Genomic DNA, 24,049 nt, shown 5'->3' with positions numbered 1-24,049 from the left:
CGCCTGCGGGAGAGTCCCGGATTGACCGGCTTTGACCTTATTCTCTGGCGCCGGGGGCTGAACTGGAACCAGGAGCGGGCAGCTTCAGAGCTCGGGATCAGCCGGACCAGCCTGGTCAAGTACGAGGACGGCGCGGCCGTGCCCCGCACTGTCCAGCTCGCCACCGTTGCCCTGACCCTGAAAGCTGAATGGCCAGCCATGAAAAACATGAATAAAGACAAACTGCTGCACCTGCTGAAGTATGAGGTGATGAGGACACAGGATGATTGATCAGCTGCACGCCGCAGGCTATCTATTTGCCGCCGTTATCACCCTTTTCCTCCTGTGGCGGGGTACGCGGCGACGCAACCGCCGGCATGAGCGCAAGCAGGCCAGCGCCGGCCGCGTGATTGACAGGATCAACGCCTTTCCGCATTTCGGGCAGAAGATTGCCTATCTGCGTAAAATTGACCCGTTTGTGTTTGAAGAGCTGCTGCTTGAGGGCTTCGAGCGGCGGGGCTTTAAGGTGATCCGCAACCGCCGCTATACCGGCGACGGCGGCATTGACGGACGGGTAGTCATTGACGGCAGAACGTGGTTCATCCAGGCGAAACGCTATACCAGCTTTATTGCGGTTGGCCACGTCCGTGATTTCGACGCGCTCCTGAACGGGGCCGGCGCCCGTGGCTTCTTCTGCCATACCGGTAAAACGCGCGAGGGAACCAAATCGCTGATCCGGAGTAACAGCCGGATGGTGCTGATCAGCGGTCAGAAACTGCTGGATCTGATTGCCACCGATGCCCCGTTTGTACCCTATCCGGGCTACCGTCCGGCTCCCCTGCAAACTGAGATCGAGAAGGAAACAACATGAGTTACAGAAGACTTATTACGGTGCTGCCGGCACTGCTGCTTACCGGCTGCGCCATGCTGCCGGGGCAGTCCGATTACGATCGCTTCTGCAGTGTATCGGGTCTGGCCAGCCGGGGTGAAACCTACCGCGTAACGTCCGGTCAGGATTTCTGGCTGACGCAGAACGGCCGCTATCTCAGTCAGGCGGAATACAGCAGCCCCGCCGACACCTTCCAGAAGCTGACCGGCCTTGTCAGCGGGGAAGATCCTGCCCAGGTGCGCAGCAGCGCCGTTAAAGTCAGGGTGTTCCGCGTTGACAGCGAAAGCGCTGATAAGGGGGCCTGCCTGCCGGTCCGCTACGATGACAGGGACGCACGCCGGAAAATGGATTCACTGCGTAACGGTCGCCGCATGATGGTGTACAGTGAGGATGCGGGCCAGTCGGGCCAGCAGATTTATAACAACAGCCGGGGTGCTGGCTTCAGCTACAGGTTGCTATGAGTGGATTAAAAGGTCACCGAATCAGTGCAGACATGTTCGCCGCCATGCTGAAACTGCCGGCAGGTCAGCTGGTCTTTGCCGCAAGGCATGGCCAGCCGCTTCGCGGGCTAACGCTGCCGGCTTTCGCCATCGCCGGCGGTAAGAGCTGGAGCTCAACGACAACCACGCGCAGTATGACGTTCGATATGCAGGAAGCTATCGATTTCAGTGACAAATATCATAAAAATCAGGGCAGTAAACCCTGATCAGCGGATTTTAAAAAATTGACTACTTTCCCCCTGCAGATCTCCCAGAATTCGCGTAGCGACGCCATCAGCGCCGATCGCGTGACCTATGCCTACTTTGATTACGCTGACGCGCTGGCATTGCGGGAAATGGCGGCCCAGGCCGATCTGCCCCGTTACCTGCTGGCCCCGGAGGTTTCCGCCTTTCTTCGCTACGTGCCAGACCTGCGCCAGCAGGTGCTGTTTGACACGCTCTGGAACACCGGTGCCAGAATAAACGAAGCGCTGGCGCTCACCGGCGGCAGCTTTCAGCTTGATGGCAGCCGGCCGTTCGTGCGGCTGAAGACGCTGAAGCAGCGGCAGCGCGGCCGCGGTCGTCCGGGAAAGGACGACACCGTTTTCCGGGTGGTTCCGCTGACCGATCCTCACTACGTCCGCAAGGTGCGGGAGTTTATGACGACGTTTCGCATAGGCCGTCAGCAGGCGCTGTGGCCCGTGCTCAGCGATAACACGCCGCGCAACTGGATCAGGAAGGCCGTGGAGCTTGCAGAAAGTGACTCTGTCACTTTTAGTATTCCTATCAGCTGCCACACCTTCCGTCACAGCTTCTGCATGCACCTGGTTCAGCACGGGGTGCCGCTTAAGGTTATCCAGGCGTATGCCGGACACACACGCCTGGAGAGCACGGAGAAGTATACCCGCGTGTTTGCCCTCGACGTCGGGCGTCAGTTCGGCGTGCGTTTCAGCGTACCCGACGATTTCCAGCCCCTTCCTGACAAGCGCCAGATTTAGTCATCGTAATTCTCTTTTCATTCGTCATTAATCCGCAGTATTTCTATATTTATCCGCAAAGCCGGCCTTTGTACCGGCCTGATGCGCGTTTTATTCTCTGTTTTTCTATATTAATCTAAATTAAATCGCTTTCGTGTCTTTACACGCCGATCGGCTTACGCAATAATCCATATGTGTCTTATGTTTTTCCTGATTAGTACTTTTTTTTTCTAACAACGTGAGGTTCAGAATGCGCATTTTTGTTGACGACGGCTCGACCAACATCAAACTGGCATGGTCAGAAAACGGTACGGTGAAGACGCTGATCAGTCCGAACAGCTTCAAGCCCGAATGGTCCATGAAGCTGCCGGGGATTTCCGGTGCGGGCGTGGGCACCTCCGAGAACTATGAAATTGACGGCGAGAAATACAGCTTTGACCAGCTGAGTCCGGATGCCGTGCGCACGACGGAGATCCGCTATCAGTACAGTGACGTTAACGTTGTGGCCATCCATCATGCGCTGATGCAGTCCGGACTGACGCCGCAGCCGATCGATATTGTGGTGACGCTGCCGCTGAGCGAGTACCTGGACGAACACGACCAGCCGAATCTTGCAAATATCGAACGCAAGAAAGCCAACGTGAAGCGTCCGGTCAGCGTGCAGGGTCAGGAGAGCTTTACCGTGCGTAAAGTCAGCGTGCTGCCGGAATCCGTGCCCGCCGGCTTTGACGTTCTGAAAGAGCTGAACGAGCTCGAATCGCTGCTTATCGTGGATATCGGCGGAACCACGCTCGATATTTCCCACGTCCGCAGCAAAATGTCAGGCTTTGTCAAAACCTCATGCGATCCTAAAACGGGCGTGTCCATCATCACCGAAGCCGTCAAGCACGCGCTGGATACCAGCGTCAGCACCCGAACCAGCTCCTATGTAGCCGACCGGCTTATTCAGGCGCGTAACGACAGCGCATTTCTGGCCAGCTACCTGCAGAACGCCGATCAGCGCGCGCAGGTACTGCAGGTCATGCAGGAACGTGAAAAGACCCTGACCAACCGCGTCATCAAAGAGGTCGGCCGTTTCTCCGGCTTCACGCACGTTATGGTGGTTGGCGGTGGTGCCGGCATCGTGGCGGAGGCGGTAAAAGCGGCAACCGGCGTGGGCGAAGGACGTTTCTTTGTAAGTGAAAACCCGCAGTTCGATCTGGTGCTGGGTATGGTGGCAATGAAGGGCTGATCATGACTGATAACCGCAAGTGCTCATTTTACATCTATCCGGACCGCAACGCCGCGGACCGGGTGGCTGACGGACTTCTTGAAAGGCTGCCGCAGAAAGAGCGCGGCCGGGCCATGCGCGCCATGATGCTCTGTGGCGCGGCGCTGATGAAGCAGGATGAACGTCTGCCGTTCCTGATCGCCGAATTCATGACGGACAGGACCTCGATGCAGGACATCCAGCGCATTATAAGCAGCACGCTGCCACAGCAGGAGCAGGATGATATAAACCGGCTCGCGGAGCTGCTTCGTCAGGCCACGGGCGGCAATGCCAGTGCGGTGCAGCTGCTGCAGCTGCAGCCGGGCAGCGGGGGCGTTGCGACGGCGACGCCGGCCGAAGACAGCAACGGGGAAGAAACCCGGCGTAACAGCCAGAATATGTTCCCGGACGACGACTGAAGGAGCCGCCAGTGAGATACGTTCTGTTAGTTGCAGCGATGCTGGCCACGAACGTCATGGCCAGCCCGGTCGCGGAGCCGGGCAGTTCCCCCGCCTCTGCGCTGAGCGGCGTAGAGGTTCAGACCGGGTTTTCTCCCGGCGGAACCGCTCTGCGGCTGGTACTGGATTCCATTAAGGGTGCCCGGCATGAGGTCCTGGTTGCGGCCTACAGCCTGACCAGCCGCCCTGTCGCCGGCGAACTTCGCGCCGCTATGGAGCGGGGCGTCACGGTCGCGGTTGTAGCCGATCGCAAGGCCAACGATAACCGCTACACGGCCGTCAACTTTCTGGCCAACAATGGCGTACCGGTGCGCATAAACGACCGCTACGAGGCGATGCACAACAAGTTTCTGGTCATCGATCGCAGCATTCTGGTGACGGGCTCATTCAACTACAGCGCCAGCGCAGACAGCCGCAATGCGGAAAACGTCGTGAAGATCAGCGGCGTACCGGATGTAGCCAGCGCTTACGTGAATGAGTTTTCCCGGCTGTGGCAGGAAAGCCAGGACGTGGCGCCACGGTACGGATCGGGCCGCCTGATAAATCGTGGCCACGAAGTAATACAGCTTGATTGATATGGCTCATTCGTCGTATAATTAAGCACAATCAACGGTAGCGCCCCGAATGGCGAAGGAGTGAGTCCCATGCAATTTTTCCCCCTGTTAATTTCCCGTGCCGGTCAGCCGGCGTCCGCTGCTGCGAACGGTTTACACCGTCACAACCCGCGTACTTTGAGGCGTACTGGCACGCCAAGACCGTCTTATGTGCCCTGCTGCCGCGCGGGGTTCAGGCAGGGCGAATCGGACCGGCCACCGGGTTTGCCCCGCGGCAGCTGGTTGACGTATTGCAGCCGGGATTTCTGCCCACCGGGCGTAACGGGGCGCGTTGATCCGGATAACCGTATGAAACAGGTTTATTACAACGAGGGCTGGCGTTCTGCCAGCAAGTACACGTTTGAGGTCTATCAGCTGGAGAACGGTACTTATCAGGCGCTGGTCCGTAAGTGGAACGGCAAAATTAACAAGGTGATGCAGGAGAGTGAGTTTCTGTCCGAGACGCGCGAAGCGCTCAGGCACCATGACTATCCGCGCACCCGTCAGGTGCAAATTTTTCTGAACTCTGACTTCTGGGAGAAAGGCGATGATTAAGGTGGTCAGCGTGGTTCCGCAACCGGAGACGGTGAAGGCGATCCGCGAAAAAACCGGCATGACTGAAACTGCTTTGGGTGCGGTTATGGGGTACGAGCTGCGCGCGTGGCAGCGAAAGGAAGCCATCAGTGACGACCTCAGCCAGTACAATAAAACCAGCCTGCGTCCGGGCGAGTACAACATGCTGATGCTCATTGCCGGCGTGCATCCGCACTACCGCCTGGATAAAGCATTCACCCCGGAGGATATTGTCAGGACGCCCGCCACGGCCGCTGACGTACGCCGGCTGCGCATGGCGCTGGGCCTGAAACATGCCGAAATTGCTGCGCTCTTCGGCTACAAGCCGGCCTCCTGGCAGACCAAAGAAAAGCCCGCTCAGCGCGGCGTCAAGCTCAAGACCGGAGAGTACAATTTTCTGCTCCTGCTGGCAGGTGAGCACCCGTCACTGCATCTCACTGAAAAGCGGAGTTAATCCGGATCAGAGGCTTAACTATGAGTCCTTTCAGCAATAAGCGTATGTATTTGACCGCTGCAGCGATTCTGTCATGCGTCATAGCGGGATTTTCACTCTTTGGTGGTGAACAGGGGAAATCTGGCAGGCCCAAACCGCCGCCGCTGGTAACCGCCAGTCAGCAGGATGAAAGGGCCGTTGCGGCCGTGCGGGAACGGGTGCAGCCGGGCTACAACGAATCCACGCCAGAGCCCGCAAAGCAGGTTGCAGTGCCACTGCGCGTGACAACCATGAGTGCAGATGACGCCGGCCGCGCCGTGCGTGTGGTTTCGGTCAGGGTGTATCAGAAGGACGCCGCGCAGATGAACGTCGTGGCTGCCGATGAAAAATACCTTGTTGTTATGAACACAGCGAACGGAGAAGCAGACACCGTGCGTCTGTCACACACCGCGATCCGACCCGGAGAGAACCCCTGATGCGTGACTGCAGCTCATATCCAGGACGCCCAACCGCCCTGAAACGGTTTTTCGTGCTGTTTGCGCTGGGCTGCGTGCCTGTCGTCCTGACAGCCTGCGACCTTGCGGACTATTTTCCTGATGCACCTCAGCCCGTTTCCGTGATCTCGCCAGGCTATCAGGTGCGCATCGACGGGCAGGCGGTGCCGGTGTCGGGATTTGATAAATGCCCGCCTTCAGGCGGCGACACAGAGCACGCCGCGCAGACCGATGCAGGGCACTGCATCGTCCTGTCTGAGGGGCGTAAAACGGTCAGGGTGAGTCTGCACCGGCCGGGCGGTTCCGTCACTGAAACCTGGCAGATCATCCGTGCCAGAGACGCACATAAACGCGAAATCACCCGGCTGCAGCGTCCGGATGGCCAGTTCGTGATGGCTGCGAACCCCTGACCTGCACGTAAGCCGTGTCCCTGACGCTGCCTGCAGCACGCTGAGGGGCTGCAGCATAAGCATGGGAAGATTATACCTACAGGCCGAAAATGGCGCTGAGAGCGTGTTGAGCGTCACCGACTGAAGAGGAAGCAACGATGCGATACCTGATACTGTTATGCGGCTTTTCCGCGCTGTACACGATTGTGACGGAGCAGATGCCGCCTGAGAAAACGAACTCAGCTTTGTACTATGTATTGGCATCCTGCGCGCTGATTGCGCTGGCGATAATCTTGAACGACAAATACGACAAAAGTGGCAGCTTTGACGGGGTGATTGGGACAGTGATGACCACCCTGATCCCACTGGCCGGGATAGCCCTGACAGTGTACGGTGCCGGATCGAAGCTGGGCTATTTCGGCAACAGTGCGGATACCGGAGACTTTATTAGTAGCAGTTCTGAACAGCTGGCCACACTCAGTCTGGTTACAGGGCTAGTGCTGATACTTATCAGCGCTATCAGGATCTGGATGAACCACATGCACAAAAACTGAAGTCCATAAAAGCCCGTTAATACGGGCTTTTTTATGTGATGCTGGGTTTACATATAGGACAATTTGTCCTATTATATATTTGTGGCCGGGCACGGTGCTCAGGTCCCCTATCGAGGGAAATATATGAAATTTTCAGCAGAAGAACTCAATATCATTCGCCAGGCAGATGCCATTATTGCCGGCAAAATTATTACAACGGATTTTATCACCGGTGCCGATGCCGCGCGTACCTTACTGCGGTTTCGTCTTGTTGCAGAACCAGCCGAATCATTCTGTATGTTCTTTCTGGATAGCCAGAACGGTGTGATTGCATTTGAAGAGCTGTTTAAGGGAACCATCAGCAGCGTTACCGTGCATCCCCGTATCGTCCTGCAGCGCGTTCTGCATCACAATGCCGCCGCCGTGGTCATGGCGCATAACCATCCTTCCGATGTCACTAACCCCAGTCAGGCTGACAAGCTGATCACTGAGCGTCTTGCGCAGGTGCTGGGGATGGTTGATGTCAGGGTCCTCGATCACCTGATTGTGGGCAGCCGCGATATTTACTCTTTTGCTGAACATGGTCTGATTTGACAACCGCGGCCGCACGGTGGTGCGGCCTGCTCTGGAGCCTTGCTATGGGCAATAAATATACCGTACCGCTTGACGTTGGCGCGATCCGCGAAAGTTGTTTCCGGCCCGCTGATAAATGGACCCCGCCGACAGGGGATGAGCTTCGCTATCTGCTGGAAAATGTGCTCAACCTGAGTCAGGAAGGGCTGGCGAGATATGTTGGTGTTAACGGCAGAACGGTTCGCCGCTGGGTGAACGGAGACAGTGGTATCGCGTACTCCGTCTGGTGCGTCCTTTGCATCGATGCCGGCTTGCCGCCGATCTGGAAATAACAGGGCCAACACCGACGCGCAAATGTGCGTCCTGAGCGTATCGGATAAACGAAGGAGTTATTATGAATGCTGATAACTATTTTTTCAGAGTGCCGGCCACACGCGGGATACAGGGCGGCACAGAACAATACATGCTGACGGTTCCTATGGTCGTGTTACGCCGTATTCTTGCGATGGATGATGATGGCGATGTTATGGACCGCAGCCAGCGAGAAGCGAACAAAACGCGGGCGAAAAAAATACGGAATTATGTTGCTGGCGCAACGTCTTCACGGGCCCCCTACATACTGCCGTCAATCACCGGAAACATTGACAGTCATGTTGAATTCCTCCCCAGCGAACTCTCGCCGGCAGTGGGTATTCTCAAGATTCCAATGGACGCAGACTTAAAATTATTCGACGGCCAGCACCGTGCCCTGGGTATTTTTGAATTTGTGCGCGATTATTCCAATACGGAAGATACGATCAGCTTACTGCTTACCGTTGGCTTGCCACTTGAATTACGCCAGCAGTTTTTCGCGGATATTAATAACAACGCCAGTAAACCGGCAGCGGCGATCAGCATGGCATATAACAACAACGATCCGGTTAACCAGCTGGCAATGCATCTGGCCCGCTCCGTCACCGGGCTGGCGGGTACAGTGGATTTCGAACACAACGTGGTCCCGGCGAAAAGTTCACGGCTTATCAGCTTTAAAGCGCTGAACGATGCGACGAAAAAAATGCTCCGTCTGCGGGTCAACAGCGTCCCTTCGCCGCAACAGCGTGCTATGGCGGAAAGACTCTGGACAGCCTGGGCGCTGGCCATGCGCTGGAATGACATTGCCCAGGATGATATCGCCGCGGAGTACCGTCAGGAGGCGCTTGGCCTGCATGGCATTATGATTAATGCAATGGGGATGGCGACGGCCAGAATGCTGCAACACAGAACGTGTGAAAGCATCGAGAAACTGCTGGCCTGTGCTGAGAGCGGCGACAACGGTTTTCATTATCGTGAGTCGTTTGTACCTGAGTGCTGGGAAGGGAAGTGTGTTGATCCGGAAACCGGCACGATTAAAACTGACCGGCGGGCGCTTGAAGCCACGGCCGAAGCGCTGCAAAAGCTGATAGATCCGTTTGCGGATGTGATGTGGCTGCGTGCGTATCTGCCAGCTGAAGAAGCAAGTGATACGGCATTACTGAAATATGCGGCCGACATCGAGAATTGTAAGCAGCACGCTGCCGTACCGATGATCGATATTGTGGAGAAGCTGAAAGCGCTGGCCACCGGGGAACCGCAGTACAGGAGGGCGGTTCTGGCTTCCCGTGAGGGACTGAACCAGTTTCTGGCTGGAACTCAGGGCTGACGCGACAGGCTGATCATGCGGGGTAATACGGGGTTAACCCCGTGTTGCCCTGAAACGCGCTGTACGGCTCTGTAAAGGCGTATCTGAAAAAGACGTACCCAATGTTGCCTTAATCATAGTAACGCTCCCAGTCGCCTGTTTTAGCCTTTCTGCCGCGATTTCCGGCCTGGCGTCAGCCAGTAGTCCTGTTCTGACACTCTCAGAACGTCTCATCCCTGTTTATTTCTGCCCGGTTGCCGGCGTTTTCTGGCAGGCCTGCAGAAAGAAAAAAACACTTCCGGGCCCCCTTCGGCTCCTGCCCGTCGGGCAGTCGTCAGCCACACTCCGCTAGCACGGCCAGCCGTGCAGCTCCGCCGAACCCCCTGCGGGGTTTCGGGCTATCGCTAGTGTCTGAGGTCTGGATCACTGGTGACTGAGGTCTGGAACCCTCCGACTCATTGCTGCCCCGTCATTGCCTGAAAAAGAAAAATTTACAGGGGGAAAAGTCTTAAGAAAAGCTAAAAAAAACTTACTAATCAGGTAAGTAGTACTTGCCTACTACGGCTCATTAGACGTATAATGATCGCATCCAAAGGCAGTACGGCCTTTGGCGGTAGCGTCCCGACCGGCGCAGGAGTCACCCCCATGACCAGACCACAAACCCCCTCACAGCTCAAAGCAGAACTGGAATCACAGAAAGATCTGTTGCTGAAAGCGTGCCTGCACGCCCTGAATGAAATCCCTAACACCCGTCTGAGCGGGCCTTTTCCGTCAACCTACGCGCTGGCCGCGCAGCTCGACAGGCTGATCCAGAGCAGCAAATAAACCGCACGGGCTGGCACAGTCAGCCCGATTTCAGAATTAACGGCAGCGCCCCGACCTGGCGCAGGAGTCAACATGTCAGAAAAAAACAACGTTCCATCCGTCGATATTTTCAGCCGTCAGCAGGGCACCGACGCTATCCCGTCCACCGCCATTGAACACATTATCTCACTGCGGAACGAAGGCATCCGGGTTTACATGGCGGGCATCGAGCAGCTATGCAGGGCACGCGATCTGATGCAGATGGCCGGGAAAGATTCGTACCTTTTCGACTTTGAAAAATCCGTTGAAAGCGCACTCCGCTGGAGCGATAAGGGCACCAGTCAGGCAGAAACCGCCATCGGGCGCGTCATTGACGGCAAAATCTGGGATCGCCTGATGTCCGAAACAGGCATGTACACGCTTATGAGCAACAAACAGCGGAGTGAATGGGATAAACAAGTTGCCGGTAAGGACATGCCTGAAATCACGCTCGACAACGTGCTGAACACGTTCCGCCAGCTTAACGCCAGCAAAGGCGACACGTTCACACAGGGGCTTATCGACATTTTTAAATCCCTTTCGTGGGATTACAAAACAAATAATCCCTGCATGTTTGGCAAGCGCGTGATCATCTCGCCACTGCTCGACGTGCACCGGGGCGGCTGGATCACCTTTTCATCTGACGGACATACGAAAATAGACGACCTGGCGCGCCCGTTTTATGTGCTTGAAGGGCGCAACGTGCCGGATTACCGCGTATCTGACGGGGCCAGACTGGATGAGTTTTTCAAGGCCAACCAGTTCAACGGCGAAGTATTTGAGTGTGATTACTTCACCGTGCGCTATTTCAAAAAAGGTAGCGGGCACATCACGTTCACGCGTCCGGATCTGGTTGATGAGATTAACAACTTGGTTGCCCGACACTATCCGGGGATGCTGCCGCCACGCGTCTGAGCCAGAGCACAGGCCGCCCCGGCGGCCTGAAAATTAACAGGGAAAGGAAATAATCCGGGCCTGAAATATCGCGCCCGGACGTTAAATAGTGCTTGCTGTTTATGGCTCATTAGACGTATAATTATCACATCGGAAGGCAATCGGTCTTCCGCGGTAGCGCCCCGACTGGCGCAGGAGTGATAATTATGACTATCCAGTCCCTTCAGTTTCGTAACGGTTCCGTTTCGCTCGGCAGTATTTTTGTCTCAAGCTGGGGCTATGAGCAGACCAACACCTATTTCTACCAGGTAACGGCTCTGCGTGGCAAGAAAACAGCCGTCCTTCGCCGTATTGCCGCGCAGCAGGTGAAAGCTGACAGTTCTATGTCCGGCGAATTAAAGCCGGTTCCTGACGACTTTAAAGGCGAGCCGATCACCCGACGCATCCGGGATGAGTACGAAAGCCCCTCTGTTTTTATCGAAAGTTTTGAACGGGCAATCATAACCGATCCATCTGAAAGCCATTTCTACAGCTCCTGGGGCTGATCATCCGTTACGCCCCCCAGGGGGCGTAACACCGGAGACTTATTCGATGAAAACAAAGATAATCACCACGAAAGACCATGCGTCAGACGTTAAAACGCTGCTGCTATGCAGCGGCATCCCGGTAACAGAACGCCCGCTTGATAACAGGGAGCATCCGACCGGCGATTACTGCAACCGGCCTGTACAGGTTGAACAGGACATTATCGCGGTGTGGGCTGAGCGTGTTGAAAGAAATGGCGGTGCATTTGTGCGCCTGATGTGCCTGGCGCTTGATAAAACGGAAAAGGAATAACATGGCTGAAACTGAATTTCAGGCGAGGCGGCGTTATTATCTGCTGCGCTTTCGCCGCAGCCGCAGCGCGGACACGCTGGAAAAAGTGTATGAATCCATGCGCGATCGCGGGCAGGTTCCCCCGGAGGACAGAGACGCCTTTGATTCTGCTGCCGATCACCGGCGTGCAGAACTCGCGTCCGGGAAGCTGTGGGATAAGATCCCGCCGCACATCTGGCAGTATGTAAAATAATGACAGCGCCCCAGACGGGGCGTTTTTTATGGTTGCTATCATGGCTCGTTAGACGTATAATAATCCCACTGATGACGAAATCAGTACCTTCCTAACCAGCCTTACAGGTGCTCTATGACCTCTTCTGAAATCCTCCACAATCTTCCCCAGATTATCACCGCCGTCGCAACCCTGATCACTGCCGTGACCGGCCTGATTAAAGTGATGAAGGATAAAGGTAAGGACTGAACCCGCGCAGGGGGCGAAAGCCCCCTGACCTCAACCCCGGTAGCGCCCCGTTCCGGCGCAGGAGCTTAAAGTGACCCATGACCTCATTCCTTCCCGCTCTGTCTCAGACGACGATCTGTGTGCATTCTGCCAGCATCTTGACTACCACCCCGGCGAACTCAGCGCGTGCCGCCTCGCCGGATGCGGGCGGGACGACTGGCCGTCCGTTCTGAACAGTGACGGGTATTGCATAGCGTGCCCGCGCTTTTTACATGAAAAAGAGCTTGTGCGTTATGGCTCATTAGACGTATAATTATCACATCCAGAGGCAACCCGCTTCTGACGGTAGCGCCCCGACTGGCGCAGGAGATAAACCATGCACGGCAACGTAAACGACATCTGCGCGCGACTGCTGGATCAGTTCGATCCTTCTACCCCCCTGAGCATCCTCATCTGGACGACTGACGACATTCACGACAGCACCAGTGATATGTGCCTGTCACACCAGGAAGCAGAATCCGTTCTGGCAGAAATCAGTGAATGCCACTCTCACCATCAGTATGGCGTCGGACGCGACACGATCTGGAGCCTGGCGAAGCAGCTGCGCGAGGACGCCGCGCGCGAGCGCAAAATCACCGTATCAGCCGGGCCGCTACAGGAGGTGCTTAAGCTGGCAGCGGAATTTCTGCGGCTGGAAGATATTCAGGGCGGTGAAGGTGCGGCAAAACGACTCTATGCGGACGAGTCTGAGGCGGTTCGCTCTGTCAGAGAAACGCTTGAAAAACTGACGCGGCCTGACGCCGTGAGCGCCCCCCACCGGATGCAGGAGCCATCAAAATGACACATCAGGATGCCTATTTTGACACGCTGGCCCGCATCGAAAAAGGTGAATGGGACTTCGGCTGTATTGATGAAGACAACGAGACACGGGCCACCAAAGCGGCTAAAGCGCTGGCATGCTTTGCCCGCCTGAACGAGCAGGACAGCGACGGCTGCCCGGTGTCAGAAATCATCGTGGACTTTCTTGCTGACCTGATGCACCTGGGTGAGGTGATACATTTCCGGGTGCTCGATGCGGAAAGTGCGGTGATCCCCCTGGTACGCATCGCCGCCGTTCACTTTAACGCTGAGATAAACGAGCCGCAGGGATAATCGCAGAAGGGGCAGCCTGCTGCCCCTTTGCCGGTAAAACCAGGGAAAAAATTAACAGGGAAAAGAGAGCGGTGCAGTGCAAAAAAAAACACTGCGGAAGGCAAAATCAGCTTGCTTGATATGGCTCATTAGACGTATAATTATCACATCCAGAGGCAACCTGCTTCTGGCGGTAGCGCCCCGACTGGCGCAGGAGTCAAGAAAATGTCTGATGAAACAATCCAGTTTCCCATCACCGCCCGCACTATCCCTGATAACCGCCGCATGGCGTTTCTGCCGCGCCTGTTCGGTGCCTGGTATCTCACCGCTGAGGCGAGCGTGTACACCCACGCCCGCACCATGTGCGCGGGTTACGTGGGCGGCTCATGGGAGTTCGTAGAGCTGTCCTGCGGCAGCGGCTTTCTGTACCCGCTGAGTGCCGAACGTTTCACGCTGTCCGTTAGCGGAAACTGGTTCGAGGGTGAGCTGAGCGCCGAAGCAACCGGCATCGTGCTGACCCTGTTCACGCTGAATCATCTTATCTGGCACGCCCACGACGAAGGCTATGCGCATATCTGCAACATGCTGATCACCCAGCAGGAAAGGCTGAAGCTGTACGCTGACCAGCACCCGGAGGCCGGTCTGATATATCGCGCCATTGACTAACCAAACGGCCCCCGCACAGGGGGCCAGAATAAGCAGGGGGAAAAATGCAATCTCAGACCGACGCTCGCGCGAGCAGCACCGTAATTGTGACCGAAATAAACGGCGTGCGGGCAGTACACTTCTGCGCACATGAAAAATTAAGCGGCAGCGACTGCGATTTATGGTTTCCGCTGGCCGCCGATGCGGACCTGTTCGGGGCGCTGGAGGCGATCATGTGCATTAACCGCGCTGCTGCTAACGTGGTTTCGCTGGAGTTCCTGCGGGACAATGGCCCGTGTAAAGACTATCGGATTGTCTACAACAGGCCAGGCATAAGGGAAGACTGACAAAATAAGCATTAGGATTTGTTCATATCTGAACAAAAAAAGATGTGATAAGCGGGATTATTTTCTTGTCTATATGGCTCATTAGTCGTATAATTATCACATCCAAAGGCAGTCCGGCCTTTGGCGGTAGCGCCCCGGCTGGCGAAGGAAAAAACATGAAAGAAGCTGACCAGAAAAAACTTAACGCGGTAATGGCTATCGCAGATTATCTGGGTGTAAAAAGCCAGATTGAGGTAATCGAATACTCCGCAGAATCCATTCGGGTTGAATGGCGAAACCCAAAAACAAACCAGCTGATTCATCGCGGTTTTACTTTCGAAAATTACTTTGTAAAAGACTTCGAAAAGGCTCTGAAATCTAATGTGAGATTCTGAAAGAAAGAGGGGGGATAACCCCCTCTGTTTCCCCGCCTGCTACACGGGCGATCATGAAAATGAGAGGTGAAAAATGTTCAAGCGTGGAGAAAACAAAGTCATCCTTATGGGGCGCGCGGGCAAAGATGCCGAGCTACGTTATACGCCTAACGGAACGGCCATTGCGAGCCTGACGCTGGCTACTGAAATCAGCTATAAGGACAGCGATGATCGCGAGAAAAAAGAAACGGAATGGCACGATATTGTCATTTTTGGAAAAAAGGCGGAAGCCGCCGGAAAGTATTTCAAAAAAGGCATGATGCTGTATTTCGTCGGACGCATCCGTAACAACAAATGGGAAGGTAACGACGGCGTGATGCGCAGCAATAAAGAGATCGTGATCGATAATGACGGTGAAATGCAGATGCTGCCGGGGTCCGGTCCGAAGCAGGCAAGCGGGCAGCACCAGAGCGGGAGCAATCAGCAGGACGAGCCGCCTTTCCCGGACGCGAGCGACTACCCCCAGGCAAAAGTCTGAACGGAACCGGCCCGCTTTGCGGGCCAATCCTGAACCGGAGATGATATGCAAATTAACGAACGTCATCACGTTGCCGTTATAAGCACAGGGCACATGACAGGAAGCGATTCGCAGCGATTCTGGGAAGCCTGGAAAAAGCAGGAAGCCGGGCGCGGAATCTTCTGGGTGCAGCAGACTGAATACGGCTGGCTCTTGCGCATTTCTGCTTCTGAAGACTGGCGAGCTGAGCTGTTTAACGCTCAGGTCAGCCCTGAAACTGTCGATAACATTGCAGCACTGGAAGCGGCCGGATTTGACTGGATCTGGTTTGAGCGCGACGCAGACAGGGTGGAAAAACTGGCCTGGCAGGAGTGGTAACAGCGGAAAAAATGAGGCCCGGAAGCGGCTTTTTTTTCTTGCATTTAATGGCTCATTAGACGTATAATTAACCGTGTTGTTAATTTATCTAATCCGTAGAAACGCAGTGTAAATAACGTGGAGCGTGTTTTATGTCTACCTTATATCCCTATGAGGTTTATTCCCTGATCGTGTCAGAACTTATTTTACAGACTTTCAAAGATATAAGCGTCAGCTATCCTGGGAAAAATGAAATTAAGTCAAATTATGAAAAGGGTGTGAGTGTTATTCAGGTTGTAAACGGCATTCGTGAAAATATGATTAATGCCGGAAATATCACCTGTGACGATGTGCTGCTTCTGACCGAATGGGATGAGCACCGCATCATTGAGCAGCTGATAATTGATTACCGCCTGATTATGAATCGTGAGTACGAACTCAACCGCGTTCGCCAGCTGGTTGCGCCAGAACTGCTTACACGTATGGAGAACTGGAAGGAGCAGAAGTATTCAGATTCAGCGAAAGAATTCGAGGTTATTTTTGAGACCGTCAATATCACAGGTGCAGAAATAATGTGCAAAGCAAGCATTACCGCCATCAGTTTGTACGATGCCGCTTTTATACTGGGGCAGCGTCATGCTAACGACAGTTTTATGGTAGTTGAGATAAAGGAGGTGAAAAATCAGTGAACTTTAAAAAAGGTGCCGGATTGCGTCAACAATCCGGCGAGGTAGGCAAGTTAAATTGTGAGGTTCAAAATGCCGTTAGAGATTATACACTATGCGGAAGATGTCGCAAATGGCGTCAAAAGTAAGGCGCTCCATATGAACGCGGCAGAGTGGGAACACTTTATTTTCTGGCTGCATGTTTACCAGAGGATAAGAGCCACAGCTAAGTAAGACAGACGATGCACAGGGGGCGCTATAAGCGCCCCCTTTTTTATGCCCTTACCCGACTCTTTACCCTGTAAATTTATCGGGATCGCAGGCGGATCCGGTGTTAAATGCGTGCAGCATTGAGCGCTGCGAAGCAGTGGGACCGGAATGAAATTCCGGCCAATGCGCATCCCGTCCCGTGTACGGGCCGGGTTACGCTCTGGCTAAATCCGAAGACAACTTTTGCCCGGCCAATGATGGCCGGGAGGAACATAAAAGGGCAGAGTAAGGGGGAATAATTTTCAGAAATATTTCTGCCTACTGAGTCAGGGAACCATCAGTACGCTGTTCGGACGATGCGCCATTATCAGCCGCTTTGTCGTCCGAACGCTGCTGAGGTTTACCGGAGGCGGGGTTACGGCTTCTGCGTACCCTGCCGGTCGAAATATCTTTAATATCACGCAGCGTAACGTCACTGAATCCCGCATCGCTCAGAAACTTTAGTATTTCCTTATCGTCATACCCTTTCGATTCCTTGAGCGTCCGTATATCAGCTTTAAGCTCATCCAGAACGTGTTTTTTTTCCAGCCTCTGAGAGGTAATGTCAGGAAGTTCTGTAAGTACATTTTTAAACTTACCAACATCCTCACTGCTGTAAAAAGCCTTTCGTTTTCCAGCCATCTCTAACCTCGTATATGGTCCGATAATTTTCGCGTTCCCGTTGCTGAAGGGGAGCGAGCTAACCCGCTGATTTTACATTTTAATGCCCGGATTTCAAACCGGCATCGGATCTGACCTGGCTTTGCTGGCCTTCAGGGGGCGCTGATGGTACAATTCAGACTCTTGTTTAAATACGGGACAAGATGTGTTTTTGCTATACCGCCGACACGCCGGCAGTAACGCAAAAACGTCTTGGTCAGGGCAAGCCCCGACACCCCCAACCGGAGTTGGTTATCTGATGAGCCGCAGCGAATCCCGAAAAACGGACGTGCAAATAAATTTCCGCTGCACGGCAGAAATCAAAGAGTTATTGACTGAAAAGGCACGAGAATCAGGACTCAGCCTTAGTCAATATCTTATCAAATCCGGGCTTGGAAAGCGCATTCAATCAAAGGGGAATTACAACGCGCTGGCTGCGCTTATCAAGATGACAGCTCTTCAAAAACATCTGTTCAATGAGGGGGAAGGAATGTTCAGTAAGGAGTATGCGGACATCATGATTGAACTTAAAAAAGCAGCCCAGCTTCTGCAGAAGGAGATTGACGGTGATACCTAAAATCATTGAGGCAAGGCGTGATAAAAAATCCAGCTTTGGCCAGCTGATTAAGTACATGGCTGATAAGCCGTCTCAGGGATTGACTGATACCGTTCAGCCAACCCCTGAGACGGTTTCGGCTGTAGAGCCCGATATATTTGAAGGTCTTAATGCGTATCTGCTCCGTAAGCAAAAAGTGATCAGCGAACCCGTTGACGTTGAGCCAGGCGTTCAGCGTGTTAAGGTCGGCGACGTTACCTGTCAGTACAATACCTTTTCACTGGATGGCGCCTCACTCGAAATGAGTTCTGTTTCTCAACAGAATACCCGATGTAAAGATCCGGTCATGCACTACGTTCTTTCATGGCCTGACTACGAGAAACCGGAAGACGATCAGGTGTTTGATTCCGTGAAGTTTACGCTTGCCTCAATGGGTATGAGTGAACATCAGTATGTGGCCGCCATTCACCGCGATACCGATAATCTGCACGTTCACGTCGCCGTGAACCGTATCAATCCGCAGACACACAAGGCGGCATCTTCAAGTTTCACAAAAGACACTCTGCATCAGGCGTGTCGAATGCTGGAAATGAAACATGGCTGGTCGCATTCCAACGGTGCTTATGTTGTTAACGAGCGACAGCAGATTGTCCGTAACACGCATAGCAAACAGGAACGCAGCAACTCTCGTTCACTCGATCGCATCAACAAGGTTGAAAACAAAGAGGGCGTTGAAACCCTTTATCGTTATATCGTTGGTGATGACAAGAAGCCGGGAAGCCGTCAGAACTTTATTCATGTCTCCACCGGACTTCGTGAGGCTAAAAGCTGGCAGGATATACACCAGACGTTTTCGGATATTGGTCTGCGAGTAGAAAAAGCACAGGGTAAAAAGGGGTACGTGATTACCCACGAACATCAGAACAAGAAGACGGCCGTTAAAGCGAGCCTTATTTTCAATAAAGCTCAGTATACGCTTAAGGCTATGGAAGAAAGATTTGGTGATTATCAGCCCTCTCAGGTTGCTCCGGCCAAAGTGTCAGTATTTAAAACAGCGTATACGCCTGGTGTTTATCGCCGCGATGCAAATAAACGTCTGAAGCGCAAAATTGAGCGTGCCGAAGAAAGATTGTTACTTAAAGGCCGCTATCGTGCCTACCGTAATAACCTGCCTGCCTATTCACCGGATAAAAACTTCATATCCGACGAATACCGTAAAATTGCACAGCATACGCGGCTGCTTAAATATAACGTCCGCATGACTGTGTCCGATCCCTACACCCGAAAGCTGATGTATAACCTTGCCGAGTTCAAGCGTATGCAGGCTATTGCTAACCTGCGTCTCAATCTGCGGGAAGAGCGTAACGGATTCCGGGCTGCTAATCCCCGACTGTCATATCGTGAGTGGGTTGAGCAGGAAGCGCTTAAGGGTGATAAGGCAGCTTTGAGTCAGATGCGTGGCTTTGCCTATTCCTCCAGGAAGAAGGATACCTATAAGCAGAAGCTGGTCGCTGAAATCGGATTCGTTAAGACGCAGAACGGTATTACCAGTCACGATCGGGACGACGTGGCCGTTATGGCTTCTTCCCGCCACGGCGTGAAGCCTCGCCTGCTCAAGGACGGCACCGTTATCTTTGCGAAAGATGGCCAGCCTGTTGCGGCAGATCGTGGTCATGTGGTGCTGACCGAAAGTCACGGCGATGGAAAAGAGAAAACCGCCGATCTTGCAATTGCATTAACGCTCGCCGGTAAAGCTGAATCTGTCCGCGTAACCGGGGATGCTGAATTCAAGGAGTTCTGCTGTGATCGTATTGCAGATGCTGCTGTTAAGCATTCACACCCTGTCGCGCAGGGCATTACGTTCACTGATTCCAGCCAGCAGGCTTATGCTCAGGACGCGAAACATCGTTTGATTCGTGAGCAAAATGATAGTAAAAATGAAATGCAAAACAGAAGTCAAAGCGACGACAAATTCAAACCGAATTAAAAGAGGTAGGAAATGAAAATGAAAATGCAAACGGCCCTCGCGGCCGTTTCTGTGTTGGTGCTTGCCGGTTGCAGTTCTCACAGTAACAAAGAAAAAGAGATTTCTGCCCAACAACTCGTTGATCAGGAAATCCGTGAACAGGCCATTACCATTAAACTTGCACAGGATGAGCTGTATCAGGCAGGCGCCATTAACCGCACCCGCTACAAATTTCCTACCGTCATCAATGCAAACAGTCAGTATGTTCGTGTGACCTGGCAGGGCGACGCCTATGAGCTGCTTGGTCAGCTGGCCAAACAACGCGGCCTGCAGTTTACCAGCCAGGGTATCAAGCTGCCTCTGCCGCTTAACATCGACGTTGGCGGTTCGAAGGTTACGTTTGAACAGCTTCTGACCCTTATCCGTCAGCAGACGCAGTATCGTGCAACCATCAATCAGAAACCTGGCGAACTGCAGCTGCTTTACCTCACCCCGTCCAACAAAAATACGTTCCTGCGGGGAGGCCGCTCATGAAACTCAAACTGATCGTGCTCGTATCGCTTCCGCTGCTCGCTGCGAACGTGGCGCGCGCGGACGACTCAGACCCCAAAGGCGTTGATTACTACATGAACCCGCCAAGCCAGGGTGAAGATCAAAGCGACGTAACGGGCAGCATGCTTAACGAGGCTGCTCATACCATTGGTTTTCGTGGCGGCAAAGCTGAGCGTTCCAAAGAGATCCGTGCGGCGCTTGAGAATCAGCGCTCTAACCTGGACTACATGTATTCTTTCCAGCCGCTGATTTCTACTGACGGCTATCTGCCGCCGGTGATTGCTGAAGCCAAAGATGTCGCGCACATCACCCCTGACCAGATCCGTAGTGCGAACCGCGCCTATGACATTGTTGTGCCGGCGAGATTTGTCAGTAATCCGCCGACCTGGAAAAGCTATCTCCTGACGGGGCTGATGGTGCAGCGTATTGAACTGCCTGAACCGGCCGCCATGCCAAAAGACGGCAAAGAACGTGATATCTGGAAAAAGGCAGTTCAGCTGGGCTGGACTGACGGGCGTAAAAAAGCTGACGAGATCTTTACGTCAAACTTTAACCGTCTTACGCGGGATTACACCGGTATGCTGCGCTACAGCACTCTGCTGCAGCAGGACATGATTAAGGCACCGGTCATTACACAGCAGCAGCAGACCGTCACGGGTGATAAAAACCGACTTCTGCTGGGCGACAAAACTAAACGCATGAAGCAACAGGCTGAGTTTGACGTAAACAAACGCAGCTGGAAGCCGACGGTGCGCTGAGGGACCGTTTATGGAAGCATTTAATTTCGGTCCCACGCTTACTCCCGGAAAACTCGAAAGTTTTCTCGTTCACTGCTCCAACAACAGCGTCTCTGACATTCTTTTGCAGGGCGGAGACAGGATCTGGGTAGAGCGTCACGGGCGCCAGCTGCCTATGACGGACTACCCGATTGATAACCTTGAACTTGAGCGCAACGTCGATAAAGTCTTCGGGCAGGAAATCAAAGGCATCCTGAAAAGCGCCCAGACGCATAACTCTGCTATCCAGCTCAAAGGTGACGAAGCCTGCACCATCGGACTCAGCCGGGGTGAAACCCGCCGGTTCCGCGCAAACTTCACTCAGGCCGATATCGGTAATACTGAAGCGGCAATGTCCCTGACTCTTCGCGTACTTAACGAAACCATCCCCAGACTGGAGGATATGGAGTTAGAGCCTGAGCTTTTCAGGTCGCTTTTGCCGGCAGCGGGGCTGGGTCTTATCTGCGGAGAGACGGGCTCTGGTAAATCAACACTGATGGCCAGCACGTTTGAGTACTGCGGTGAGACGTATCAGGACCGCAAAATCATCACTGTTGAAGATCCCATTGAGTACCGTCTGGGTAAAACCAAAAAGTGGAAAGCCCCCAAGCCGGCACAGTCTCAGATTGGCCGCGACATCGATACATTTCATAATTTCATTACTCTCTCCGGGTTAAGGCGTTCACCAAAGGTCATGGGCGTGGGTGAATTATTAAACCGTGCGTCGTATGAAGCCGCCGTACTTGCCGGCAAGTCGGGTCACTTTGTTATGGGAACTCAGCATGTTAAAACGTGCGGGGAATCCATTTCCCGATCACTTCAGAACTATCCGCCAGAAATGCGTGAGGCCGCTGCTTACGACCTGCTCAGTATCCTTCAGTACATCATCGTGCAACGCCTGCTTAAAACGCAGGACGGGCGTCGTAAGGCCGTCCGTGAATACATCGTTATCGATAACAGCCTGCGCCGCAAGCTCTTCGACATTGAATACAGCCGCTGGGGCCGGTACATCGACGACATTCTTATCATGGAGCAACGCAGCCTCATTCAGAACACCTGGAAGATGTATCAGGACAACCTCATTGATGAGGAAGAAGTTATTGAGGTCGCAGGCTACATGGATTATCTGGCGTTAAAAGAGGGTAAGTATGGACATTAATCAGTGGCGTTACGCCGGCAGACGAATGACCTTTTTCGGAATACCGGTCATGTCATTTCTCGTTTTCTTTCTCTGGTTTCCTTTCCCGTCATGGAACACGTTTTTCTTCTGCAGCGGCGTGGTCTTTTTTTACTTCATTCTTTCAATGATGGGATTCACGGTGCCGGTGCTCTATCAGGTCATCCTGCGGGTGATCCGTGGCAAAAAACTGACCGGCCGCCCGTGGTGGTATCGGCGTTCACAGCGTTAATGAAAAATTAACAGGGGGATAAGTTCATGGCTAAACCTGAAATTGCGACAGAAAGAACCCGGCTCGCTATACCCTGGGACGATCGGGAGCGCGCTATGCGCGCCGCCGGCCGTCTTGCCGATGGCAGCAATGCACTGGATTACGTGCGGGAAGAAAAGGTGTGGTACGCCCAGCCAGGCGCGAATCTGACCCGGCTTAAAGAATGGATATATGATCCAAACAAAACGCCGACAGCTGCGCCGGTCATGGATCTGCCGAAGCTGGAAGAGGAATTCAACCACTGGCTGGAAATGCAGGGGGCCATCCTGACCGAGCCTGCCAAACTCGACGGCGTAAAGGTCTACGTTGACACTGAAGGCTCCAGGCTCGGCAGTAAAAAGGCCGCTTACCAGGGCTTTCTTGATGGACGGCCGGCCGGATGGTTCCGGAATTACAAAACCGATGACGAGCCCCGTAAGTGGGTTTCATCCGGACAGAAAATTGAGCCGGAGCGCCTTGCTCAGATGCGAGCTGAAGCCGCAGCGCAGCGTGAAGTGCGAGAAGCGCAAAGGCAGCAATCTCACAACGAGGTTGCCGCCCGGCTTCTGGATGAATATAACCGCCTTCCGGATGCCACGGGTGAAGTAGCGTACCTGCGAGACAAGCAGGTAACAGCCGCTGATGGCGTTAAGGTCGATGAGCGTGGAAATGCCGTTATACCTCTGTATAACGCAGACAATGAATTCAGAACGCTGGAGCGTATCTGGACGGACGGGACAAAGCACCTTGAAAAGGGTGGACAGGCATGGGGAAGTTTTTTTGTTGTGGGTGGTCAGCTGCAGGATGGTGACGACCTGCTTTATGCCGAAGGCTATGCCACTGCGGCGAGCATCAGCGAAGCTGTAAATAAGCCCGTTATTATGACCGTCAATGCCGGAAACATGGTTGAAGTTGCCGGCCATCTCAAAGAAGCCTTCCCCGCCAGTCAGCATTACTTTCTGGCTGATAACGACATCTACAGCGATGAAAACGCCGGCCTCGAAAAAGCAACCGAAGCTGCCGAGCTGACAGGCGGTCATGTCCTCACGCCTGTTTTCCGCGAACCCCGCAAAGGGCTGACTGATTATAACGACCTGCATGTTTCTGAAGGTCTGCATCACGTCAGAGAGCAAATCGAAAACTCCATTAATCAGATTAACAGGGTGGAAAGTATGCCAAGCGTAACTCCCCAGGACGATCAAGCCGTACCCGAAACTGAGCAAGGCCTGAACCCGGCAGACAGTATGCCAGCAGCAGAACCAGCACCCGCTGCGCCGGTGGCCAGTGCGACTGCAGCAGCAGAATCTGCACCTGCTGCGCCGGTGGCCAGTGCGACTGCAGCAGCAGAATCTGCACCCGCTGCGCCGGTGGCCAGTGCGCCTGCAGCAGCAGAACCAGCACCCGCTGCGCCGGTGGCCAGTGAGTCTGCAGCAGCAGAATCTGCACCTGCTGCGCCGGTGGCCAGTGCGACTGCAGCAGCAGAACCTGCACCCACAGCGCCAGTGGCCAGTGAGTCTGCAGCAGCTGAACCTGCACCCGCTGCGCCGGTAGCCAGTGAG

The 24,049-nt window shown here is 54.0% G+C and carries 37 protein-coding genes; 36 read left to right on the top strand and 1 reads right to left on the bottom strand.

What is annotated here, in order from left to right:
* Positions 1 to 21: 21 nt before the first annotated feature.
* The 29 genes from C7433_RS22410 (at position 22) to C7433_RS22265 (ending at position 16,328) form a co-directional block, all read left to right on the top strand.
* Positions 22 to 270 carry a helix-turn-helix transcriptional regulator gene (locus tag C7433_RS22410; protein WP_085107945.1) on the top strand — a complete coding sequence of 83 codons (249 nt, stop codon included), beginning with the start codon at positions 22 to 24 and terminating at the stop codon, positions 268 to 270.
* A complete protein-coding gene (locus C7433_RS22405) occupies positions 263 to 850 on the top strand; it encodes a restriction endonuclease (RefSeq protein WP_110268965.1) in 588 nt (195 codons plus the stop codon). The genes C7433_RS22410 and C7433_RS22405 overlap by 8 nt, the downstream gene beginning before the upstream one ends.
* Complete coding sequence (locus C7433_RS22400) at positions 847 to 1,329, top strand: hypothetical protein (protein WP_110268964.1); 483 nt, start codon at positions 847 to 849, stop codon at positions 1,327 to 1,329. The genes C7433_RS22405 and C7433_RS22400 overlap by 4 nt, the downstream gene beginning before the upstream one ends.
* Positions 1,326 to 1,574, top strand: a complete 249-nt coding sequence (locus tag C7433_RS22395; protein ID WP_110268963.1) for a hypothetical protein — start codon at positions 1,326 to 1,328, stop codon at positions 1,572 to 1,574. The genes C7433_RS22400 and C7433_RS22395 overlap by 4 nt, the downstream gene beginning before the upstream one ends.
* An 18-nt stretch (positions 1,575 to 1,592) precedes the next feature.
* Positions 1,593 to 2,345, top strand: coding sequence for a tyrosine-type recombinase/integrase (locus C7433_RS22390; RefSeq protein WP_110268962.1), 753 nt, complete (start codon positions 1,593 to 1,595; stop codon positions 2,343 to 2,345).
* Between the two features lie 229 nt (positions 2,346 to 2,574).
* The gene (locus C7433_RS22385; protein WP_110268961.1) at positions 2,575 to 3,555 is read left to right on the top strand and encodes a plasmid segregation protein ParM; all 981 of its coding nucleotides are present in this window, start codon (positions 2,575 to 2,577) and stop codon (positions 3,553 to 3,555) included.
* Between the two features lie 2 nt (positions 3,556 to 3,557).
* Entirely contained in the window at positions 3,558 to 3,992 is a 435-nt protein-coding gene (locus C7433_RS22380) for a plasmid partitioning/stability family protein (RefSeq protein WP_110268960.1), read from the top strand.
* A 56-nt stretch (positions 3,993 to 4,048) separates the two neighbouring features.
* A complete protein-coding gene (locus C7433_RS22375; RefSeq protein WP_110269019.1) occupies positions 4,049 to 4,606 on the top strand; it encodes a phospholipase D family protein in 558 nt (185 codons plus the stop codon).
* Between the two features lie 327 nt (positions 4,607 to 4,933).
* Complete coding sequence (locus C7433_RS22370) at positions 4,934 to 5,179, top strand: sugar ABC transporter substrate-binding protein (RefSeq protein ID WP_110268959.1); 246 nt, start codon at positions 4,934 to 4,936, stop codon at positions 5,177 to 5,179.
* Positions 5,172 to 5,651 (top strand): hypothetical protein, encoded by a 480-nt coding sequence (locus C7433_RS22365; protein WP_110268958.1) that lies wholly within the window; start codon positions 5,172 to 5,174, stop codon positions 5,649 to 5,651. Before C7433_RS22370 ends, C7433_RS22365 begins: the two co-directional genes overlap by 8 nt.
* Positions 5,652 to 5,671: 20 nt before the next feature.
* Entirely contained in the window at positions 5,672 to 6,106 is a 435-nt protein-coding gene (locus C7433_RS22360; protein ID WP_110268957.1) for a hypothetical protein, read from the top strand.
* A complete protein-coding gene (locus tag C7433_RS22355) occupies positions 6,106 to 6,534 on the top strand; it encodes a hypothetical protein (RefSeq protein WP_110268956.1) in 429 nt (142 codons plus the stop codon). Before C7433_RS22360 ends, C7433_RS22355 begins: the two co-directional genes overlap by 1 nt.
* Before the next feature lie 137 nt (positions 6,535 to 6,671).
* Positions 6,672 to 7,067, top strand: a complete 396-nt coding sequence (locus C7433_RS22350; protein WP_110268955.1) for a hypothetical protein — start codon at positions 6,672 to 6,674, stop codon at positions 7,065 to 7,067.
* Between the two features lie 123 nt (positions 7,068 to 7,190).
* A complete protein-coding gene (locus tag C7433_RS22345; RefSeq protein ID WP_110268954.1) occupies positions 7,191 to 7,640 on the top strand; it encodes a RadC family protein in 450 nt (149 codons plus the stop codon).
* Between the two features lie 44 nt (positions 7,641 to 7,684).
* Positions 7,685 to 7,951 carry a DNA-binding transcriptional regulator gene (locus C7433_RS22340; protein ID WP_110268953.1) on the top strand — a complete coding sequence of 89 codons (267 nt, stop codon included), beginning with the start codon at positions 7,685 to 7,687 and terminating at the stop codon, positions 7,949 to 7,951.
* A gap of 62 nt (positions 7,952 to 8,013) precedes the next feature.
* Positions 8,014 to 9,297, top strand: coding sequence for a DGQHR domain-containing protein (locus C7433_RS22335; protein ID WP_110268952.1), 1,284 nt, complete (start codon positions 8,014 to 8,016; stop codon positions 9,295 to 9,297).
* A gap of 624 nt (positions 9,298 to 9,921) precedes the next feature.
* Positions 9,922 to 10,101: a cobalamin biosynthesis protein CbiX gene (locus tag C7433_RS22330; protein ID WP_110268951.1), complete on the top strand. Its 180-nt coding sequence runs from the start codon at positions 9,922 to 9,924 to the stop codon at positions 10,099 to 10,101.
* 72 nt (positions 10,102 to 10,173) lie between these two features.
* Complete coding sequence (locus tag C7433_RS22325; protein WP_110268950.1) at positions 10,174 to 11,034, top strand: DUF4942 domain-containing protein; 861 nt, start codon at positions 10,174 to 10,176, stop codon at positions 11,032 to 11,034.
* Positions 11,035 to 11,219: 185 nt separating this feature from the next.
* The gene (locus C7433_RS22320) at positions 11,220 to 11,558 is read left to right on the top strand and encodes a hypothetical protein (RefSeq protein WP_110268949.1); all 339 of its coding nucleotides are present in this window, start codon (positions 11,220 to 11,222) and stop codon (positions 11,556 to 11,558) included.
* A 46-nt stretch (positions 11,559 to 11,604) separates the two neighbouring features.
* Positions 11,605 to 11,850: a hypothetical protein gene (locus tag C7433_RS22315; protein WP_110268948.1), complete on the top strand. Its 246-nt coding sequence runs from the start codon at positions 11,605 to 11,607 to the stop codon at positions 11,848 to 11,850.
* Between the two features lies 1 nt (position 11,851).
* Positions 11,852 to 12,082, top strand: coding sequence for an Hha/YmoA family nucleoid-associated regulatory protein (locus C7433_RS22310; protein ID WP_110268947.1), 231 nt, complete (start codon positions 11,852 to 11,854; stop codon positions 12,080 to 12,082).
* A 583-nt stretch (positions 12,083 to 12,665) separates the two neighbouring features.
* Positions 12,666 to 13,130, top strand: coding sequence for a DUF1380 family protein (locus tag C7433_RS22300; RefSeq protein WP_110268945.1), 465 nt, complete (start codon positions 12,666 to 12,668; stop codon positions 13,128 to 13,130).
* Positions 13,127 to 13,441: a hypothetical protein gene (locus C7433_RS22295; RefSeq protein ID WP_110268944.1), complete on the top strand. Its 315-nt coding sequence runs from the start codon at positions 13,127 to 13,129 to the stop codon at positions 13,439 to 13,441. The genes C7433_RS22300 and C7433_RS22295 overlap by 4 nt, the downstream gene beginning before the upstream one ends.
* Before the next feature lie 204 nt (positions 13,442 to 13,645).
* Positions 13,646 to 14,086: an antirestriction protein gene (locus C7433_RS22290; RefSeq protein ID WP_110268943.1), complete on the top strand. Its 441-nt coding sequence runs from the start codon at positions 13,646 to 13,648 to the stop codon at positions 14,084 to 14,086.
* Between the two features lie 44 nt (positions 14,087 to 14,130).
* Entirely contained in the window at positions 14,131 to 14,412 is a 282-nt protein-coding gene (locus C7433_RS22285) for a hypothetical protein (protein WP_110268942.1), read from the top strand.
* Between the two features lie 155 nt (positions 14,413 to 14,567).
* Positions 14,568 to 14,786, top strand: coding sequence for a hypothetical protein (locus C7433_RS22280; protein WP_110268941.1), 219 nt, complete (start codon positions 14,568 to 14,570; stop codon positions 14,784 to 14,786).
* 73 nt (positions 14,787 to 14,859) lie between these two features.
* On the top strand, positions 14,860 to 15,303 hold the full coding sequence (locus C7433_RS22275; protein WP_110268940.1) for a single-stranded DNA-binding protein: 444 nt from the start codon (positions 14,860 to 14,862) through the stop codon (positions 15,301 to 15,303).
* A gap of 45 nt (positions 15,304 to 15,348) precedes the next feature.
* Complete coding sequence (locus tag C7433_RS22270; RefSeq protein ID WP_110268939.1) at positions 15,349 to 15,660, top strand: hypothetical protein; 312 nt, start codon at positions 15,349 to 15,351, stop codon at positions 15,658 to 15,660.
* 131 nt (positions 15,661 to 15,791) lie between these two features.
* Complete coding sequence (locus C7433_RS22265) at positions 15,792 to 16,328, top strand: hypothetical protein (protein ID WP_110268938.1); 537 nt, start codon at positions 15,792 to 15,794, stop codon at positions 16,326 to 16,328.
* 504 nt (positions 16,329 to 16,832) lie between these two features.
* Here the strand turns inward: C7433_RS22265 and C7433_RS22260 are convergent.
* Positions 16,833 to 17,195, bottom strand: coding sequence for a MobC (locus C7433_RS22260; protein WP_233255823.1), 363 nt, complete (start codon positions 17,193 to 17,195; stop codon positions 16,833 to 16,835).
* Between the two features lie 277 nt (positions 17,196 to 17,472).
* On the opposite strand from C7433_RS22260, the gene mobA reads away from it, so the two are divergent.
* The 7 genes from mobA to C7433_RS22225 form a co-directional block, all read left to right on the top strand.
* Positions 17,473 to 17,790: a plasmid mobilization protein MobA gene (gene mobA, locus C7433_RS22255; protein WP_110268937.1), complete on the top strand. Its 318-nt coding sequence runs from the start codon at positions 17,473 to 17,475 to the stop codon at positions 17,788 to 17,790.
* A complete protein-coding gene (gene traI / locus C7433_RS22250) occupies positions 17,780 to 19,756 on the top strand; it encodes a TraI/MobA(P) family conjugative relaxase (protein WP_110268936.1) in 1,977 nt (658 codons plus the stop codon). The genes mobA and traI overlap by 11 nt, the downstream gene beginning before the upstream one ends.
* A gap of 12 nt (positions 19,757 to 19,768) precedes the next feature.
* A complete protein-coding gene (locus tag C7433_RS22245) occupies positions 19,769 to 20,269 on the top strand; it encodes a DotD/TraH family lipoprotein (protein WP_110268935.1) in 501 nt (166 codons plus the stop codon).
* A complete protein-coding gene (locus tag C7433_RS22240) occupies positions 20,266 to 21,045 on the top strand; it encodes a type IV secretory system conjugative DNA transfer family protein (protein WP_110268934.1) in 780 nt (259 codons plus the stop codon). Before C7433_RS22245 ends, C7433_RS22240 begins: the two co-directional genes overlap by 4 nt.
* A 10-nt stretch (positions 21,046 to 21,055) precedes the next feature.
* Entirely contained in the window at positions 21,056 to 22,222 is a 1,167-nt protein-coding gene (gene traJ, locus C7433_RS22235) for a plasmid transfer ATPase TraJ (protein WP_110268933.1), read from the top strand.
* Positions 22,212 to 22,472: an IcmT/TraK family protein gene (gene icmT / locus C7433_RS22230; RefSeq protein ID WP_110268932.1), complete on the top strand. Its 261-nt coding sequence runs from the start codon at positions 22,212 to 22,214 to the stop codon at positions 22,470 to 22,472. The genes traJ and icmT overlap by 11 nt, the downstream gene beginning before the upstream one ends.
* Before the next feature lie 26 nt (positions 22,473 to 22,498).
* The coding region (locus tag C7433_RS22225; protein ID WP_369974393.1) for a toprim domain-containing protein at positions 22,499 to 24,049 on the top strand (1,551 nt) is incomplete at its 3' end.

It is taken from the genome of Pantoea sp. PNA 03-3 (assembly GCF_003201175.1).
In the GTDB taxonomy this organism is placed as follows: Bacteria; Pseudomonadota; Gammaproteobacteria; order Enterobacterales; family Enterobacteriaceae; genus Pantoea; species Pantoea stewartii.
Note: the sequence above shows the minus strand (reverse complement) of the source record. Positions and strands in the feature narration are given on the sequence as shown.